Origin of the sequence: Lentzea sp. NPDC051838, from assembly GCF_040681245.1 — a bacterium.
In the GTDB taxonomy this organism is placed as follows: domain Bacteria; phylum Actinomycetota; class Actinomycetes; order Mycobacteriales; family Pseudonocardiaceae; genus Lentzea.
Genome location: NZ_JBFAYI010000026.1, coordinates 52773 through 70002, shown reverse-complemented (window position 1 = coordinate 70002; position 17230 = coordinate 52773). Strand labels below are relative to the sequence as shown.

The following is a 17230-nucleotide window of genomic DNA, read 5'->3' as shown; positions in this document are numbered from 1 at the left end:
TCGAGACCTTCCGTCAACCTTCAGAGTGAAGAGCCGAGCTTCTGGAGCGCTTCTTCGGCCACTCGCATCACTGTCCACTCGTCCATTGGGATGGCACCCAACGACTTGTAGAAACCGATCGAAGGCTCGTTCCAGTTGAGGACCCACCACTGCAGTCGCGTGTACCCGCGAGCGACGCACTCCTGGGCGAGCGTCTCCAGCAGCTGCTTGCCGAGGCCGTTGCCGCGCTGGTCCGGGGTGACGTAGAGGTCTTCGAGGTAGATGCCGTGCACGCCGTCCCACGTCGAGAAGTTCAGGAACCACAACGCGATGCCGACGACCTGACCGTCCACTTCGGCCACGTGACCGAACAGCGCGGGGGTGTCGTCGAACAGCGCGGTGTGCAGCTGCTCGGAGGTGAGGTGACACTGCTCCGGCGCCTTCTCGTACAGCGCCAGCTCGTGCACCAGCCGCACGACCGCGTCGACGTCGCGCGGTTCGACTCGTCGGATCATCAGATCTCCCAGGCAGGCACGTTGAGCCTGCGCACCTGCGGGTCGCCCCGCTCGTCTCCCAGCTGGCAGATGCCCGCCGGGTCCAGTCCGAAGTGGACGCCCTGGTCGGGCGCCAGGCCCAGCCACGCCGCGATCAGCACGCGGCTGAAGTGCCCGTGCCCCGCCAGCACCACGTCGCCGCCGGGCAGGATCTTGCGCACCTCGCCGAGCACCTGGCGCGCCCGGTCCTGCACTTCGGCGTGCGTCTCGCCGTTCGGCATCGGGTGCGTCCACACCGTCCACCCCGGCACGCGCTCGCGGATCTGCGGCGTGGTGATGCCCTCGTAGTCGCCGTAGTCCCACTCGGCGAGGTCCTCGGTGGTCGCGTTGACCTCCAGCCCGGCGAGCTCGGCGGTTCTGGTCGCGCGCTGACGTGGACTCGTCAGCACGAGCGCCGGCGCCTGGTCCGTGCCCCTCAGCCGGGCGAGCGTGGCGCCCGCGCGGCGTGCCTGCTGCTCGCCCTCGGGCGTCAGCTCGATGTCAGTGCGTCCCGTGTGCCTGCCGCTCTCGGACCACTCGGTCTGGCCGTGGCGCAGCAGGTAGAGGTGGGTGCTCACCTGTTCGATCCTAAGGAGTGACGGGGAGCACGTTTGGAGGAGTCCACCCTGGAGGTACCCCGCTCGCCATGACCGCCGAGCACCCCGACAACGGCGCACCTGACGAGGTGGACGCCCAGGAGATCCGTGAAGCCTTCGGGGTCCGCGTCGCGCGCATCCGGGCAGAGCTGACGTCGACGTGGAACAAACTGCGTCAGAACGAACGGGACACCGACACCAAAGACCAATAAAGAGCGTCAAACACCTCGGTATTGGGCTGAATGGCGTACTACGCAGGTCGGTATGTTGTTTTGATTGGTGTCCGAGAAGTGCGGCGTCGCTAGAACTGAGGGGTATTCCTTTTTCGAGGGGACCCCACTCATGCGCCGAATAGTCGCACTTCTGATACCCGTTGCGCTGGCCGCGGTCGTACCCGCGCTGCCGGCCGCGGCCGCTCCGGAACCACCGTCGCCGCCGGGGTGGGCGGTCGCGGGCAACACCATCCGGTGGACCGCTCCCACGCCGATGCCGTTGTCGGACGCCGGTGTCGAGTTCTGGGAGGGCGACCGGCTCCTCGGCACGGCCACGGAGTCGGCCAACCTGCGCACGTTCACGCTGACCGCTCCGCTCAAGGATCCGGCCGCGCTGCAGGTGCGGTCGGCGGGCAAGCGGATCGACGTGGCACAACCGGCACCGCCCGCGGGCCTGTCGGCTCCCGACCTGCCCGCGTTGCTGCCGGAGGCGGGGGTGGACCCCGGCAAGCCGGGCAAGTACGCCACGACCAAGGGTGAGTACTCGCTCGACCCGATCAAGCTGCCCGACTACGCGGCGCCGATCGAGATGGACGCCGTCGTCGTCGCGCCCAAGGGTGCGTCCGGCAAGCGGCCGCTGGCGCTGTTCCTGCACGGGCGGCACTTCACCTGCTACAGCAAGACGAACCCGAACCAGATCACCGGCAACTGGCCGTGTCCTGACGGCTTGACGCCGGTGCCGAGCCACCGCGGTTACCTCAAGGCGCAGGAACTGCTGGCGTCACAGGGTTACGTGACCGTGTCGATCTCGGCCAACGGCATCAACGCGCAGGACGCGATGACCTTCGACGCGGGTGCGCAGGGGCGTTCGTCGTTGGTGCGCAACCACTTGGCGAAGTGGGCCGACTGGTCGGCCGGTCGTGGCGACGCGCCCGCGATCGTGAAGTCCGCACCCGCCGACCTGTCGAAGGTGTTGCTGGTCGGCCACTCGCGCGGTGGCGAGGGCGTCAACCGCGCCGCGACCGACAGCCTCAACCCGCCGCCCGGCGACACGGGTTTCTCGGGCCCGGTGCGCTGGAACATCCGCGGCAACGTGCTGATCGGCCCGACGATCTTCGGCCACAACCCGCAGCCCGACGTGCCTTCCGTGACGTTCCTGCCCGGTTGCGACGGCGACGTGTCCGACCTGCAGGGTCAGATGTTCGTCGACCAGACCCGCGGCGTCTCGCGCGGTGCCGCGTTGCACAGCGCGCAGTACTTCATCGGCGCGAACCACAACTACTTCAACAGCGAGTGGACGCCCGGCCAGGCCGAGGCGCCGGCGTTCGACGACTTCTGGCCGGGCCAGCAGCCCGACCCGATCTGCACGCCGGGAGCCGCCACCCGCCTGACCGCCGACCAGCAGCAGACCGCGGGTGCCACCTACATCGCGGCGTCGGCCCACCTGTTCCTCGCCCGTGACGAGTCGGTGCTGCCGCTGCTCGACGGCTCCGGCGTGCGCGCCCCGTCCGCCGACCCGGCTCGCGTCCTCTCGCACGCCGTCGGTGCCGACCGCAAGCCGTTCGTCGTGCCCGATCCCGCGACTCAGGCTTCCGGCAGCGCAAGGGTTTGTGCCCAGGTGACCACCGACCCCGCGGCCAGCTGCGGCTCTCGTTCACCGCACCTGGTCCGGTTCCGCTTCGCCGCCACGCAGCCGGAACGCCAGTCCGTCGCTCTCAAGTGGACTTCCGCTGGTCAGGCAGGCGCGGTCGGTCTGCCGAAACCCGTGTCGCTGCAGGGTTCTCGCGAGCTCGCACTGCGCCTGGCCGTCCCCGCGAACACCGCAACGACCCGCTTTGGTATATCTATCACCGACCAAAGTGGACGCAAGCACTCGCTGGGCGCGGTCTCGGTGACGGGTCTGCCCGGCTCCGACCGCACGACTTCGTTGTGGGCGCAGGAAGTCCGCGTCCCGCTGCCGTCCGGCCTGAGCCAGGCGACGTCGCTCGAACTGACCCCGGAGTCGGCTTCGGGCGAGGCGCTGCTCATCGACGCGTACGGCTATCGCAAGGGCCTCGTCCCCGTCGTGCCCGCACGTCTCGGCCGTGTCGACGCCACCGTGACCTCGGTCCTGGAAGGCAATGAGGGCACCGTGACGTACAACGTCGCCGTGACCGCCACCGGCAACGGCACCCGAACGGTGAGGCTGTTCTACACCGACCTGGCGACCCGCACCCCGGTCACGAAGCTCGTGACGCTCAAGCCGGGCGAGCACCGCGTCGACGTGCCGATCACCTACACCGCCAACACCCGCTGGAGCTCCGACGCTCAGTACCCGATCGGGGTGGTGGCCCTCGACAACGCCGTGGTGGGCGCTGCGTTCGGTGGCCTGCTGGTGCGCAACGACGACCCGGTCCCGAAGCTCACCGTCACCCCGGTCGCCGACAGCGTGACCGAGGGCGGAACGCTGAAGTGGAAGCTCACCCTGTCGGAAGCCGCCGACGCGAGCATCATCCTGGTCGGCTTGCCACTGGCGCCTTCCGGCGCTTCGGAACTGTCCACAACGGACGTGACCGCTCAGTGGCTCCTGGAGAACTCGGGCGAGCAGGCACTGCCTTCGCGGGCGTTGTCCTCGACCGGGATCCAGCTGTGGACGTCCATCCAGCCGGGGCAGACCTCGCTGGACGTCGAGGTGCCGACCGTCACCGACACCGAGGCCGAAGGTGAGGAGCAGATCCGTCTCAAGTTCGAGGGCCTGCAGCCGACCGGCACCGACTTCGAGGTGATCGGCAAGGTGGCGAACGCCTGACACCTGACGCCGGCACCGCTTCCGGCTCAGGAAGCGGTGCCGGCGGCGTCGTGGATCGCCTGAGCGCGCTCGAACGCCGAGACGGATTCCTGGAGGCGTCCGGCTCCGCGGAGGCTCACCCCGAGGGCCTTCAGGCTGATCGCGACCGAGACGTCGTCCGGCCCGTAGACGGCGACGTCGATGGCAAGAGCGCGCTCCAGCAAGGGGATGGCTTCGTCGTAGCGGCCTGTCCGGATGTACGCCGAGGCCAGGTTGTGCAGGGATACGCCCACGTCGGGATGGTCGGGACCGAGCGCGGCCTCCCAGATGGCGAGGGCGCGTGTGCTCAGCGACATGGCCTCCGGCTGCCGGCCCAGGCCTGAGTACGCCTTGGCCAGGCTGTCGAGGTTGACGGCGACGCTCAGCTCCTCGCCTTCGGTCCGTTCGTGGATGGCGAGGGAGCGCTCGATCACGGGAACGGCCTCGGCCGCCCTGTCGTGGTCGACGAGGGCCTCCCCGAGGTTGTTGAGGGTGGAGGCCGCGGAGAGGCTCTCCGGCCCGTGAATCCGCTCGATGACGGCCAGCGCGCGTTCGAACAGGTGGATGGCGTCTCCGCGGCGGCCGGCCTCGTTCAGGAACGTGGCCGCGCGGTCGACGAGCCACCCGCTGTTGTCCGCGGCGCACCGGTCCGGATCGTTCTCCACGTCGTCCGCGACGGTCAGCACGTGCGCGAGCATCGTCCGCCACCACGTCCAACTGGCGGGCGCGGCCACGATGCGGCCTGGCACGTCGGCTTCGAGTAGTCGCTGCACCTCGACGCTGCGGCACGGCCCGTGTCCTCGCACCATCTGGTGCGCCTGCTCGTTGGCGATCAGCACGTGGGTGGGCGAGCGGCGCACGATGCCCAGCCGCACCAGCAGGTCGACGGCCTCCTCCCAGGCGCGCGGATCCCGTGCCGCCGCGGCCAGGGCGGCGGGAAGGCCGTCCGGGTGGCGGACGAACAGGTCGAGCGGCACCGGCGCGGGTGCCATCCACGCGAGCAGGTCGAGCAGTTCGGCCGCGGCAGGGCTGCGGTCGTACAGGTAGCGATGTCCCTGATCCCACGAGTCGTCAGCCACGCCAGGTCATCGCCCGCTGCCTGACGAGGGTTACGCGATCTCGTCGATGAGGCCGCGCACGCGCCGTTCGATCTCGTCGCGGATCGGCCGGACCGCCTCGACGCCCTGACCGGCGGGGTCTTCCAGCGTCCAGTCCAGGTAGCGCTTGCCGGGGAAGTACGGGCAGGCGTCGCCGCAGCCCATCGTGATGACGACGTCCGAGGCCTGCACCGCGTCGGTGGTCAGCACCTTCGGCGTCTCCCGGGAGATGTCGATCCCGACTTCCTCCATGGCCAGCACGACGGACGGGTTGACCGTGTCGGCCGGTGCCGATCCGGCGGAGCGGACCTCGACGCGATCCCCCGCGAGGTGGGTCAGGAAGGCCGCGGCCATCTGGGAACGGCCGGCGTTGTGCACGCAGACGAACAGCACGGACGGACGGCTCACGATGTCGGCTCCTTGGCGGGTGACGAGGCTGGACTGATGACGGCGACGACCGCCAGACCGAGGACGCCGCCGAGGAGTTGAGCGGCGATGAACGGCACCACCGAGTCGGGTGCGATCCCGGCGAACGTGTCCGTGAACGCCCGCCCGATCGTCACGGCAGGGTTGGCGAACGACGTCGAGGACGTGAACCAGTAGGCCGAGCCGATGAAGGCGGCGACGGCCGTCGGGATCAGATGATCCCTGCCGGAGCGCAGCAGGCCGAAGATCAGCGCGAGGAGCCCCGCCGTTGCCACCACCTCGCCGAGGAGGAGGTTCCCCGCGTCGCGGTGGTGGGTGGACCAGGTGACGAGCGGTTCGGCGAACATCGCGTTGGCCACGACCGCGCCCACGATCGCACCGGCCGTCTGCGCACCGATGTAGGCGCCGACTTCCGTGGCCGGGGGACGGTTCGTGAACCACGCGATGAGCGTGACGACCGGGTTGAAGTGCGCGCCCGAGATCGGGCCGAACAACGCGATCAGCACGCCGAGGCCGAACACCGTGGCCAGCGAGTTGGCGAGCAGCTGCACGCCGACGTCCTGGGACAGCTTCGCGGCTTGGATCCCGGAGCCGACGACCACGGCCACGAGCGCGGCGGTCCCGAGCGCCTCAGCAGCCGCCCGCCGCCGGAGCGAGCCGGTCACGCGTTCACGGGGGTGCGCAGGAACCCCGCCAGCCGGTCGAGCGTGGCGGGCAACGCCCAGTAGTAGACCCACGTGCCGCGTCGTTCGCAGTCGACGAGCCCGGCTTGCCGCAGCAGCTTGAGGTGGTGGGAGATCGTCGGCTGAGCCAGCTCGAAGGCAGGCGTGAGCTCGCACACGCAGACCTCCCCGCCCTCGCGCGACGCGATCATCGAAAGCAGCCGCAACCGCACCGGGTCACCCAGAGCCTTGAACACCGCGGCCAGCTCGACGGCCTGCTCGGCGTCCAGCGGCGCGGCGCTCACCGTGCTGCAGCAGCCGTCGGGCTCCTCTTGATTCGACACTCTTCTATCTTGACGTTCTTCGAATCAAGGCGCAAGGTTGCATCGACAGACATCGATACAACGATTTGGAGGGGCTGGAGATGAGCGAGTCGTCCACAGACCTGCGCGAGGTCGTGCGCCAGCGCTACGCAGCAGCAGCCGTGCAGGTGACCGACAGCGGCACGACGTGTTGTGGACCCCAGCCCGTCGAGACCGACGAGAACTTCGGCTCGACCCTCTACGCCGCCGACGACCGCGACGCACTGCCGGCCGAAGCCGTCGCCGCCTCACTCGGGTGCGGCAACCCGACCGCGGTGGCTCAGCTCAACGAGGGCGAGCGCGTGCTGGATCTCGGTTCCGGTGGCGGGATCGACGTCCTGCTGTCCGCGCGCCGAGTCGGCCCGACCGGCAAGGCCTACGGCCTGGACATGACCGAGGAGATGCTGGCACTCGCGCTCGCCAACACGGCCAGGGCAGGGGCGACGAACGTCGAGTTCCTGAAGGGCGACATCGAGGCGATCCCGTTGCCCGCCAGCACTATCGACGTCGTGATCTCGAACTGCGTGATCAACCTCTCCACCGACAAGTCCGCCGTGTTCGCCGAGACCTTCCGCGTCCTCAAGCCCGGCGGCCGAATCGGCGTCTCCGACGTGGTGTCCGACGACGGCCTCACGCCCGAACAGCGAGCCGAGCGCGGGAGCTACGTCGGGTGCATCGCCGGCGCGCTCTCGTTCACCGAGTACCAGGAAGGCCTCGAAGCCGCGGGCTTCACCGCTGTCGAGATCACGCCGACCCACGAGGTCGCGGACGGGATGCACTCCGCGATCGTCCGGGCGGTCAAGCCCGCCTGAACGACGAACGGCGCCGCACCCTGCCCGGGGATGCGGCGCCGTTCACAAGACCGAAGAGGGGCTCAGCCCTGCTTGGTCTCCCAGAAAATCTTGTCGATCTGCGCGATCAGGTCGAGCAGGGCCTGGCCGGAAGCCGGGTCCATCGAGCCCTTCGTGCCACCCGCACCCGCGGCCTTGGTGGCGCGGTTGAAGAGGTCGTGCAGCTCGGGGTACTTCTCGAAGTGCGGCGGCTTGAAGTAGTCCGTCCACAGCACCCACAGGTGGTGCTTGACGAGCTCGCTGCGCTGCTCCTTGATCAGGACGGCGCGCTCCCGGAACTCCGGGTCCTCGTTGGCCTGGTACTTCTCCTGGACCGCCTTGACCGACTCGGCCTCGATGCGGGCCTGCGCGGGGTCGTAGACACCGCAGGGCAGGTCGCAGTGCGCGGTGGCTTCGACGCGCGGGCGGAGAATGCGCGACACGAGTCGCATCGTTCCTCCCAGAATGAAAACAGTGGATGCTCCGACAAGGAGGAACCCTACTCCGGCTGACCGAAGGGTGATCGTTGAGACCGCGCCTCTCCACCGTGCTCGTCCGCGGACCGTCGATGGTTCCGGCGCTGAGGAACGACGACATCGTGCTGGTCAGGTGGGGTGTGCAGCCCGAAGTCGGGCAGATCGTCCTCGTACAGTGGGCGAGCAGGCCCGGTCAACTGTCGGTCAAGCGTGCCTCTCACCCAGTGGACGGCGGGTGGCACGTGGTAGGCGACAACCCGTTCGCCAGCACCGACTCCGAACACCTCGGACCTGCGGAAGTGCTCGGAGTCGTCAAAGCTCGACTATGGCCGAGGCCCAGGTTCAGGCTTTGAGCGAGGCGTAGAGCGCCAGGCAGTCCTCGTAGCGCGGCAACGCACCCGCCTCGTACGCCTCGGCGAGCGTCGGGGCGGCCGTGTCCTTCTCCGACAACAGGAACTCGAGCTCGCGCGGCCACGGCAGGTCCAGAGCCGGGTCGAGCGGCGTCAGGCCGTGCTCGCCGGACGGGTTGTAGACCGTGGAGCACAGGTAGTTCATCGTCGTGTCGTCTTCGAGGGCGATCATCGCGTGGCCCAGGCCCTCGGCGAGGTAGACGGCGTTGCACTTCGCGGACGAGACCAGCACGGCCTCCCACTGGGCGAACGTGGGGGAGCCGACGCGGATGTCGACGATCACGTCGATGAACGAGCCGCGCGGGCAGAAGACGTACTTCGCCTGGGACGGCGGGACGTCCGCGTAGTGGATGCCGCGGATGGTGCCCGCGCGCGAGACGCTGTGGTTCGTCTGGGCGACCTTCAAAGGGTGGCCGACCGCCTCGGTGAAGGCGGCCTCCTGGTACGGCGAGACGAACACGCCGCGGTCGTCGGGAAATGTACGAGGAGTGAACTCGAACGCGCCGTCAATTTTCAGCGAACTCGCCTGCATGCCGTCACTCTAAGGCGTCAAAGTTTCTTGACCGATCGGGTGCTTCCTGCCTGCATAAACCGACCGGTCGGTGCAGAAAACCGGACGGACGTCTTGCTACATGCCGTCTGACCTGCGGAAAAAGTGTGATCCCCGCCGCAGACAGGGCGACGCGACCCTGCCACACTTCCGTCACCCGCAGCACTCGGGCTGTTCTCCGACGCAACTCGTCGGAGGGCGTCGACCGAGTTTCCAGGCCCCGTGTACCCGGTGTGACAACACTGGGCCGGTGCGCCGTTTGGTGATGAGCCCAAGTCCAGGGCTACTACGCCGCCCGCACCGCAGGAGGGACGCCGTGACAGCAGTGAACGAAGCCCGTACCGAGAACTCCGATCCGACGCAGCTGACGGACGAGGAGATCTTCAACGCGCACCTGGGCGGGAAGCTCGAGGTCGGCGCGACCGCCTCGCTCGCTGACCCGAAAGCGCTGTCCATCGCCTACACCCCCGGTGTCGCACGAGTGAGCAAGGCGATCGCGGAGGACGCGAAGCTCGCCGCGAAGTACACCTGGGCGCACCGCCTGGTCGTCGTCGTGAGCGACGGCACCGCGGTGCTCGGCCTCGGCGACATCGGCCCCAGCGCGTCGCTGCCCGTCATGGAGGGCAAGTCCGCGCTGTTCAAGACCTTCGGCGGCCTCGACTCCATCCCGCTCGTGCTCAACACGACGGACGTGGACGAGATCGTCGAGACGCTCGTCCGGCTGCGTCCGTCGTTCGGCGCGGTCAACCTCGAGGACGTCTCCGCGCCGCGCTGCTTCGAGCTGGAGCAGAAGCTGATCGAGGCGCTCGACTGCCCGGTCATGCACGACGACCAGCACGGCACCGCTGTCGTGTCGCTGGCTGCGTTGAACGGCGCGAACACGGTGCTCGGCAAGAACGTGGGTGACCAGCGGGTGGTCATCTCCGGTGCGGGCGCCGCGGGCATCGCGATCGCCAAGATCCTGCTCGCCGCCGGCGTCGGCGACATCACGCTGCTCGACTCGCGCGGCATCGTCCGCACGGGTCGCTCGGGCCTCAACCCGATCAAGGAAGAGATCGCGGCGGTCACCAACAAGGCCAACCTCGACGGCGGCATCGACGTGGCCCTGCGCGGCGCGGACGTCTTCATCGGCGTGTCGTCGTCGAAGGTGTCCGAGGACCTCATCGCGAGCATGGCGGACGACTCGATCGTGTTCGCCCTGTCCAACCCGGACCCCGAGGTGCACCCGGACGTCGCAGCGCGGCACGCCGCGATCGTGGCGACGGGCCGCAGCGACTTCCCGAACCAGATCAACAACGTGCTCGCGTTCCCCGGCATTTTCCGCGGGGCTCTCGACGCGGGTGCGCGCCGGATCACCGAGGGCATGAAACTCGCGGCGGCGGATGCCATTCTCGCCGTTGCGAAAGATGATTTGGGTCCAGACCGAATTGTTCCGTCCGCACTGGACCCGCGCGTCGGACCCGAGGTCGCGGCGGCTGTCGCGATCGCGGCGAAGGCCGACGGCGTCGCCTGATCCCAGCCTGAAGAAGCCCTGATATTCGCCACCTTTTTGCATGTGCACGAGTACCGGAACCACGAACGTGGCTTTTCGTTAACCCGTGCAGGGGTGGGCGATGACGCTCCGAAGCGCTACCGTCCCTCTCCTCGGGTGTTCACCCGAGGAGAGGGTTCGTGTTTGCCGCCGTTCGGGTGCCGTTGTCGTGCCCACCCGAATTGCCGCGGGCGGTGGATGCGGGAGAGGGTGGGCCGGTGCCCAAGTGGGTAGGACGCGCGACGGTGGTGAACGGCCGTGCACGGACGGCTGCGCCTGCTTCAGGCAAGCCACCGGTGACGTTGGACGGGTTGACCCTGCCCGACGCGCCGTCGTTGCTCGTCGACGTCAAGGGTGTCGTCATGCAGGCGAACCCGGCTGCCGTCGAGCTCGCGGGCGTCCAGGGGGCTGACGACCTCGTCGGGCACCCGCTCGGACAGCTGCTGCTCGGCAACCAGTCCGACCTGCGACTGGCCCGCGGCGACGGCACGGAGCTGCCGGTGCGCGTGGCCAGGCACGCCGTTCCCGGAACAGGCCTGCAGGCCGTCCTGCTGATCGACGTCTCCGACCTCTCGACCGCCGCGGACGCGTTGCGCGACGAACAGCGCCGCCTGCGCAAGGTCCAGCGGGTCGCGGAGCTGGGTTCGTGGGAGTACGACCCGGAGACCGGTCTGACCGTCTGGTCGGACACCCACTACGAGCTTCTCGGCGTCGAGCGCGGCGCTGTCGTGCCCGGTGCGCAGGCCGTCCTCGACGTCGTGCACCCGGACGACTACCACTACGTCGAGTCGTACTGGCACGGCCGGGAGATCACCGGCGACCCGATCGACATCGAGTACCGGATCGTGCGCCCTGACGGCCAGCTGCGGTGGATCCGCGGTGTGGCCGAGGCGAGGCTCACCGACGACGGCCAGCTGGACAAGATCACCGGCTACATCCGCGACATCACCGAGTCCAAGCGCGCGGCCACCGAGCTCGCGCAGGAACGGGCCCGGCTGCTCGAGGCCCAGCGCATCGCCCGCATCGGCAGCTGGGCGTACGAGACGGGCACGCGCGCCGTGCACCGCAGCGAAGTGCTGATGGAGATGTACGCCGAGCTGGGCATGACCCCGGACGACGACCTCCTGAGCGGCGTGCACCCCGATGACCGGGAAGCCGTCAAGGAGATCCGGCACCAGCTGCTGCACACGAAGGACGACGCCCCGATCGAGGTCGAGGTCCGCAGCGAGATCGGCGACCGCGTCTACATCTGCCGCGTGCGCGCCGAGATCTCGTCCTCCGGCAGGGTGGAGCGCTACCACGGCACCATCCAGGACGTCACCGAAGCACGTGCCCTCGAACGCCAGATGCGCGAGGACCGCCGAAGACTGGCCGACGCGCAGCAGGCAGCGCGCCTCGGCATGTGGGAGTGGAACCCGGCGACCGGCGACGTCGTGTGGTCGGACATGCTGCGCGAGCTCTACGGCATCCCGGCCGACGTCGTGGGCAGCTACATCACCTACCTCGACCTCGTGCACCCCGAGGACCGCGGCTGGGTCGACGACCTGTGGCGCCAGCTCGCTGTCGACGAGGTCGCCGTGCAGTGCGAGCACCGCGTGGTGCGCCGCGACGGTTCCACCCGGATCTTCCGCTGCCACGGCATGATCGTGCGCGACCCGCAGGGCAACCAGCTCGCCGTCGGCACCGCGCAGGACGTGACCGAGCAGCGCGCCGCCGAGGCCCGGATGAAGCGTTCGTCGCAGCGCTTCACGGACCTGGTGTCGGTGACGCCCGTCGGCATCGGCCTTTTCGACGAGGGTGAGCGACTGGTCGACGCCAACGACGCTCTGTGCGATCTGCTGGGCATGGAGCTGGAGCAGCTGCGCGGCATGACCGCCGAGCAGCTCACGCACCCCGAGGACACGTCGCCCGGTCTGCAGTGGGCCGCCGAACGCACGCAGAAGATCCCGCAGCGGATCCTCGTGCGTCCCGACGGCGAGAAGGTCTACTGCGAGCTGCACATCGCGCTGTCCGTGCAGGACGACGGCCGCCGGTTCTGGCTGATCGTGTTCCTGGACATCACCGAACGTCGTCGCACCGCCGAGGCGTTGCGGCACCAGGCGACGCACGACGAGCTGACCGGGCTGCCGAACCGCGCTCTGGTCAAGGAGATGCTCGGCAAGCTGCTGGACGGTCCCGGCCGGTCCAAGGTCGCCGTGTTCTTCTGCGACATCGACAACTTCAAGCGCGTCAACGACTCCCTGGGCCACGACGCCGGTGACGAGTTGCTCGTGGCGCTGGCTCGCCGGTTGGAAGGCGGGCTGCCCGACGGCTGCACCGCCGCGCGTCTGTCCGGCGACGAGTACGTGATCATCTGCGAGGACATCGACTCCGTCGGTGGTGTGGATGCTCTGGCCACTCGGGTGGCTTCGTTGTTGCGCACTGCCGTTCCGGTGCACGGTCAGCTGGTCCGGGTCTCGGCGTCCATCGGTGCCGCCGTGCCGAACGGGTCGCGGGCCAACGGCGCCGACCTGCTGCGGTTCGCCGACGCGGCGATGTTCGAGGCGAAGCGCAACGGCGCCGGGCGGGTTTCGCTGGCCTCGGCGGCGTTGATCGCGTCCGCAGACCGCCAGGTGCACCTCGAAGGCCAGCTGCGCGACGCCCTGCAGCACGACGGCCTGGCGTTGCACTTCCAGCCGGTCGTGGGCGTCGACGGCGCGGTGCTGACCGCGGAGGCCCTGGTGCGCTGGCCGCATCCGGACCGCGGCCTGCTGCCACCGGACGTCTTCCTGCCCGTCGCCGAGCAGGGCGACCTGATGCGCGAGCTCGACCGCTGGGTGCTGCGGACGGCGTTGAAGGAAGCCGCGACGTGGCCCGCGCCCGACGGCCGTCCGGTGTCGGTGGCGGTGAACCTGGCCGGCCTGGTGCCGGGCGATCCGGAGTTCGTCGACATCGTGTCGACCGCGATCCTGGAGTCCGGCGTCCCGTGGGAACGCGTGGTGCTGGAACTGGTCGAGACCGCGTTCGTCGACCTGCCCTCGCGCGTCCGCCAGTCGATGGACGAACTGGTGCAGCGCGGCGTGCAGTTCGCCGTCGACGACTTCGGCACCGGCTACTCGTCGTTGGCGCGGTTGAAGGACCTGCCGGCGCAGATCATCAAGGTGGACCGGCGCTTCGTCTCCGGTGTGGGCAACGACTCCTCGGACTTCGCGGTCGCGCGTGCCGTGGTCGACATGGCCCGGGCTATGGGCCGGAAGTGCGTGGCCGAAGGTGTCGAGACGGCCACGCAGTTCCACGTGCTGCGCGGGGTCGGCGTGGACGCGTACCAGGGTTGGTTGTTCTCGCGTCCGGTGCCGCCCAAGGAGTTCCGCGCCGTGCTAGCTCTCGGGCCGCTCCACATACCGCGCGCTGGCTGAGATCTCCGGCAGCAGCGCCGCGATCCGGTGCTTGGGCAGGTCGATCAAGCGCAGTTCGAGGTCTTCCTCCGAGACCGGGGCGTTGTCGATGATCTCGGCTGCCTGCTTCTTGGTCAGCACGCCCTGTGACGCCGTGATCAGGGCTTCGCGCCACATGTTGCGCAGCTTGCCGTGCGCCCTCATGAGCACCTCGCGGATCGCGCGGTCGCCCAGCGACAGCGTGCCGGTCAGAACTTGATCGGCGACGACGATCGTCGTCTTGGAATCTGGGTTGTTGCGCAGGAATTTCAACTTGAAGCGCGTCTGCACCAGTTCCTGGAGCTCCTTCTGCCCGGCCTCCGACGACACCGCCGGATGGTTGTTCGGCACCAGGCAAGCGAGCCGGGCCGGGCTGGACGCCAGCAGAGTGCGCAGGAGCCACGGCCCCGGATCCGCTGACAGGTCAACGGCGAGCGACGCCGCGCCCTTGCCGACGGGCTCGGCCCACCCGGCCGCGCGAGGCTTGGGCGGCGGCGAGGATTCCGGGCGCGGCGCCAGTTCCGACAGCGCGGCCAACGCCTCTTTCGAAGGCCCGCTCGACTCCACCGACTGCGCGCCGTGCGTGTAGATGCGCGTGCCACCGGACACCGCGCGCCGGCCGGTCGGGCGGCAGACGTACAGATCGGCGGCGGATCCGATGGCCTGCGCGCCGTCGAACCGGTGGAACGCGGGCAGGATCGCCTCGAACACCAGCCCGAGCTTCTGCAGTTCCTGCTGCACCTTCAGTCCCAGCGCGGGCGTGCGGTCGGAGAAGCCGTACGCCAGCAGCACCCGTCCGTCGGCCACGTCCGAGAGAGCCTCGACAGCGCGTCCGGCGAAGAGCCCCATGCCTTCCGGGGTGTAGGGCGGGTCGCTGAAGACGAGATCGAACGACTCGAGAACCGACTGCGGCAGCCCGAAACGCATGTCGCAGTGCAACGTTCGCACATCCAGGCCACGCGAAGCAGCGCGCGAGTCGATGAACTCCAGCAGCCGCTCGTCCAGGTCCACGACCGTAATCGACACGTGAGGATTCACGGCGGCGACGGCGAGCGACGTCAGGTCGTGGTCTCCCAGGCACAGCAAGCGCTTGCCGTTGAGGTCGTACACGGAGTCCAGCCACACCGCGCGGTTCAGCGCCGTCTCGGCGGTGGCTTGCACGTGGTCCAACGAGGACAAAGGCGCGGGCACGTCGGCGATGTCCACGAGGATCTGGCGCAGCACGTCGGTGTGGTCGCGCACGCCCGAAATGCCGAACGCGTCCCGGTACGCGGCCACGACACCGGGCGCGATGCGGTAACGATCGTCTGAAGATTCCGCGTCGTCACCGAGGGCCTTGAGCAGGTCCTGGACCGTGCGGCGGGGCACGGCGGGCAGGCGCACGAGCTCGGCCAGCGGGTGCCAGTCCTCGCTGAGCAGGGACAACACTTCGCGGAGCTTGCGGGCGTGCACGCCGCGCTCGGAAACCAACTGGCGCACCTGGTCGATCGTCACAAGCGGTAAACCATACGGCCAATCACATCGTGGAACGCTGTGCCGGGGTACGCCGAACGAGTTAAGGTCTTTGGGATCTACATCCAGGGCAGCCCAAACGGGGTGGCTGTCACGACCGGAGGGATCCGAAGGGTGATCGAGTTCCGGGCCGTCACCAAGCGGTTCGAGGACGGGACCATCGCTGTCGACGAGCTCGACCTCGCGGTCGAGGCGGGCACCATCACGGTGTTCGTCGGTCCTTCCGGCTGCGGCAAGACGACGTCGCTGCGCATGGTCAACCGCATGATCGACCCGACGTCGGGCACGATCCTGGTGGACGGCAAGGACGTCCTGTCCGTCGACCCGCCGACGCTGCGCCGCGGCATCGGCTACGTGATCCAGCAGGCAGGGCTGTTCCCGCACCGGACCGTGCTGGACAACGTCGCGACCGTACCCCTGCTGTCCGGTTGGGACAGACGAAAGGCGCGCACCAGGGCCGCGGAGCTGCTGGAGATCGTCGGGCTCGACCCGGCGTTCGGCAAGCGGTACCCGGCTCAGCTGTCCGGCGGTCAGCAGCAACGGGTGGGCGTGGCGCGTGCGTTGGCCGCCGACCCGCCGGTGTTGCTGATGGACGAACCGTTCAGCGCGGTCGACCCCGTCGTCCGGGAAGACCTGCAGAACGAACTCCTTCGCCTGCAAGCGGAACTCGACAAGACGATCGTGTTCGTCACGCACGACATCGACGAGGCGCTGAAGCTCGGCGAGCGCGTCGCGGTGTTCCAGACGGGCGGGCACCTGGCGCAGTACGCGAAGCCGACGGAGCTGCTCAGCGCGCCCGCCAACGACTTCGTGGCCTCGTTCGTCGGCAGGGACCGGGGCTACCGCACGCTGACCTTCCTGCACGCCGACGTGCCCGTGCACCCCGTCACCACGGCCAGGCTCGGCGAGCGCATCACGGTTGCCGACTGGACGCTCGCCGTCGACGAGAACAACCGGCCCAAGGGCTGGCTGTCCGGTGTGGACGGTGAGGTCGAGGTGAGCGAACAACACCTGATCTCCGGCGGCTCGCTCTACGACGGTTCCACGCTCAGGAGCGCGCTGGACGCGGCACTCAGCTCGCCGTCCGCGCTCGGCGTGGTGGTCGACGACCAGGGCGCGGTCACCGGTGTGGTCAAGGCCGACGACGTGATCAAGGCGCTCGCGAAGGCCCGCGCGGCGGGTGAGGTCCCGAAGTGACCTGGATTTTCGAGAACTGGGCGAGGTTCTGGGAAGTCACCGAGGTGCACCTCCGGCTCTCCGTCGTGCCGGTGCTGATCGGCTTCGTGCTGTCGATCCCGCTGGGGTGGGTGGCGAGCCGGTCGAACACGGCGCGCGCGATCCTCTTCCCGCTGGCCAACATCCTGTTCACGATCCCGTCCATCGCGCTGATCGTGATCACCCCGGTGCTGATCGGCGTGAAGATCCTCGACGAGATCAACGTCATCGTGCCGCTCACGATCTACACGGTCGCGCTGATGGTCCGCTCGGTCGCGGACGCGCTGTCGTCGGTACCCGGTCACGTCACCGCCGCGGCGAACGCGATGGGCTTCCGGCCGTTGCGCAGGTTCCTCACCGTCGACTTCCCGCTGTCGCTGCCCGTGACGATCGCGGGTCTGCGGGTCGCGACCGTGTCGAACATCAGCATGGTGAGCGTCGGCGCGCTCGTCGGTCTCGGCGGCTACGGCCAGCTCTTCACCGAGGGGTACCAGACGGACAACAGCGCCAAGGTCCTCGCGGGTCTCATCGGGACGGTCGTGCTCGCGGCGCTCGCGGACGGACTGCTGTTGTTGCTCGGACGAGTGCTCACGCCGTGGGCGAGGGCGGGGAGGTGAGCT

The 17230-nt window shown here is 68.9% G+C and carries 17 protein-coding genes; 8 read left to right on the top strand and 9 right to left on the bottom strand.

The features are described 5' to 3' along the window. Positions 1-20: 20 nt before the first annotated feature. Entirely contained in the window at positions 21-494 is a 474-nt protein-coding gene (locus AB0M24_RS36820) for a GNAT family N-acetyltransferase (RefSeq protein WP_363778099.1), read from the bottom strand. Beyond that, entirely contained in the window at positions 494-1090 is a 597-nt protein-coding gene (locus AB0M24_RS36815; RefSeq protein WP_363778098.1) for a histidine phosphatase family protein, read from the bottom strand. The genes AB0M24_RS36820 and AB0M24_RS36815 overlap by 1 nt, the downstream gene beginning before the upstream one ends. A 68-nt stretch (positions 1091-1158) precedes the next feature. On the opposite strand from AB0M24_RS36815, the gene AB0M24_RS36810 reads away from it, so the two are divergent. Then, positions 1159-1320, top strand: a complete 162-nt coding sequence (locus AB0M24_RS36810; protein ID WP_363778097.1) for a hypothetical protein — start codon at positions 1159-1161, stop codon at positions 1318-1320. Positions 1321-1450: 130 nt separating this feature from the next. Next, positions 1451-4108: a hypothetical protein gene (locus AB0M24_RS36805; protein WP_363778096.1), complete on the top strand. Its 2658-nt coding sequence runs from the start codon at positions 1451-1453 to the stop codon at positions 4106-4108. A gap of 26 nt (positions 4109-4134) precedes the next feature. On the opposite strand, the gene AB0M24_RS36800 is transcribed toward AB0M24_RS36805, so the two are convergent. From AB0M24_RS36800 to AB0M24_RS36785, 4 genes are read right to left on the bottom strand one after another with little or no spacing between them, the layout of a single operon-like run. Next, complete coding sequence (locus AB0M24_RS36800) at positions 4135-5205, bottom strand: tetratricopeptide repeat protein (RefSeq protein WP_363778095.1); 1071 nt, start codon at positions 5203-5205, stop codon at positions 4135-4137. Positions 5206-5235: 30 nt separating this feature from the next. After that, the gene (locus AB0M24_RS36795) at positions 5236-5634 is read right to left on the bottom strand and encodes an arsenate reductase ArsC (protein WP_363778163.1); all 399 of its coding nucleotides are present in this window, start codon (positions 5632-5634) and stop codon (positions 5236-5238) included. Further along, positions 5628-6314, bottom strand: a complete 687-nt coding sequence (locus AB0M24_RS36790; protein ID WP_363778094.1) for an aquaporin — start codon at positions 6312-6314, stop codon at positions 5628-5630. The genes AB0M24_RS36795 and AB0M24_RS36790 overlap by 7 nt, the downstream gene beginning before the upstream one ends. Beyond that, on the bottom strand, positions 6311-6655 hold the full coding sequence (locus AB0M24_RS36785) for a metalloregulator ArsR/SmtB family transcription factor (protein WP_363778093.1): 345 nt from the start codon (positions 6653-6655) through the stop codon (positions 6311-6313). The genes AB0M24_RS36790 and AB0M24_RS36785 overlap by 4 nt, the downstream gene beginning before the upstream one ends. 80 nt (positions 6656-6735) lie before the next feature. On the opposite strand from AB0M24_RS36785, the gene arsM reads away from it, so the two are divergent. Further along, complete coding sequence (gene arsM, locus AB0M24_RS36780) at positions 6736-7485, top strand: arsenite methyltransferase (protein WP_363778092.1); 750 nt, start codon at positions 6736-6738, stop codon at positions 7483-7485. Between the two features lie 62 nt (positions 7486-7547). On the opposite strand, the gene sodN is transcribed toward arsM, so the two are convergent. Next, complete coding sequence (gene sodN, locus AB0M24_RS36775; protein ID WP_363778091.1) at positions 7548-7955, bottom strand: superoxide dismutase, Ni; 408 nt, start codon at positions 7953-7955, stop codon at positions 7548-7550. A 95-nt stretch (positions 7956-8050) separates the two neighbouring features. On the opposite strand from sodN, the gene AB0M24_RS36770 reads away from it, so the two are divergent. Further along, entirely contained in the window at positions 8051-8332 is a 282-nt protein-coding gene (locus tag AB0M24_RS36770; protein ID WP_363778162.1) for a S24 family peptidase, read from the top strand. Here the strand turns inward: AB0M24_RS36770 and rfbC are convergent. Continuing rightward, positions 8322-8921: a dTDP-4-dehydrorhamnose 3,5-epimerase gene (gene rfbC, locus AB0M24_RS36765; RefSeq protein ID WP_363778090.1), complete on the bottom strand. Its 600-nt coding sequence runs from the start codon at positions 8919-8921 to the stop codon at positions 8322-8324. The genes AB0M24_RS36770 and rfbC overlap by 11 nt on opposite strands. A gap of 334 nt (positions 8922-9255) precedes the next feature. Between rfbC and AB0M24_RS36760 the strand changes: the two genes are divergently transcribed. Together AB0M24_RS36760 and AB0M24_RS36755 are read left to right on the top strand one after the other, a co-directional pair. Then, positions 9256-10452, top strand: a complete 1197-nt coding sequence (locus tag AB0M24_RS36760; protein WP_363778089.1) for a malic enzyme-like NAD(P)-binding protein — start codon at positions 9256-9258, stop codon at positions 10450-10452. Between the two features lie 236 nt (positions 10453-10688). Then, positions 10689-13865: an EAL domain-containing protein gene (locus AB0M24_RS36755; protein ID WP_363778088.1), complete on the top strand. Its 3177-nt coding sequence runs from the start codon at positions 10689-10691 to the stop codon at positions 13863-13865. Here the strand turns inward: AB0M24_RS36755 and AB0M24_RS36750 are convergent. Continuing rightward, positions 13827-15362 carry a bis-aminopropyl spermidine synthase family protein gene (locus tag AB0M24_RS36750; protein ID WP_363778087.1) on the bottom strand — a complete coding sequence of 512 codons (1536 nt, stop codon included), beginning with the start codon at positions 15360-15362 and terminating at the stop codon, positions 13827-13829. The genes AB0M24_RS36755 and AB0M24_RS36750 overlap by 39 nt on opposite strands. Before the next feature lie 147 nt (positions 15363-15509). Here AB0M24_RS36750 and AB0M24_RS36745 point away from each other — a divergent pair, with 147 nt between their 5' ends. Together AB0M24_RS36745 and AB0M24_RS36740 are read left to right on the top strand one after the other, a co-directional pair. Continuing rightward, the gene (locus AB0M24_RS36745) at positions 15510-16592 is read left to right on the top strand and encodes an ATP-binding cassette domain-containing protein (RefSeq protein WP_363778086.1); all 1083 of its coding nucleotides are present in this window, start codon (positions 15510-15512) and stop codon (positions 16590-16592) included. After that, positions 16589-17227: an ABC transporter permease gene (locus tag AB0M24_RS36740; RefSeq protein ID WP_363778085.1), complete on the top strand. Its 639-nt coding sequence runs from the start codon at positions 16589-16591 to the stop codon at positions 17225-17227. The genes AB0M24_RS36745 and AB0M24_RS36740 overlap by 4 nt, the downstream gene beginning before the upstream one ends. The last annotated feature ends 3 nt before the right edge of the window (positions 17228-17230 follow it).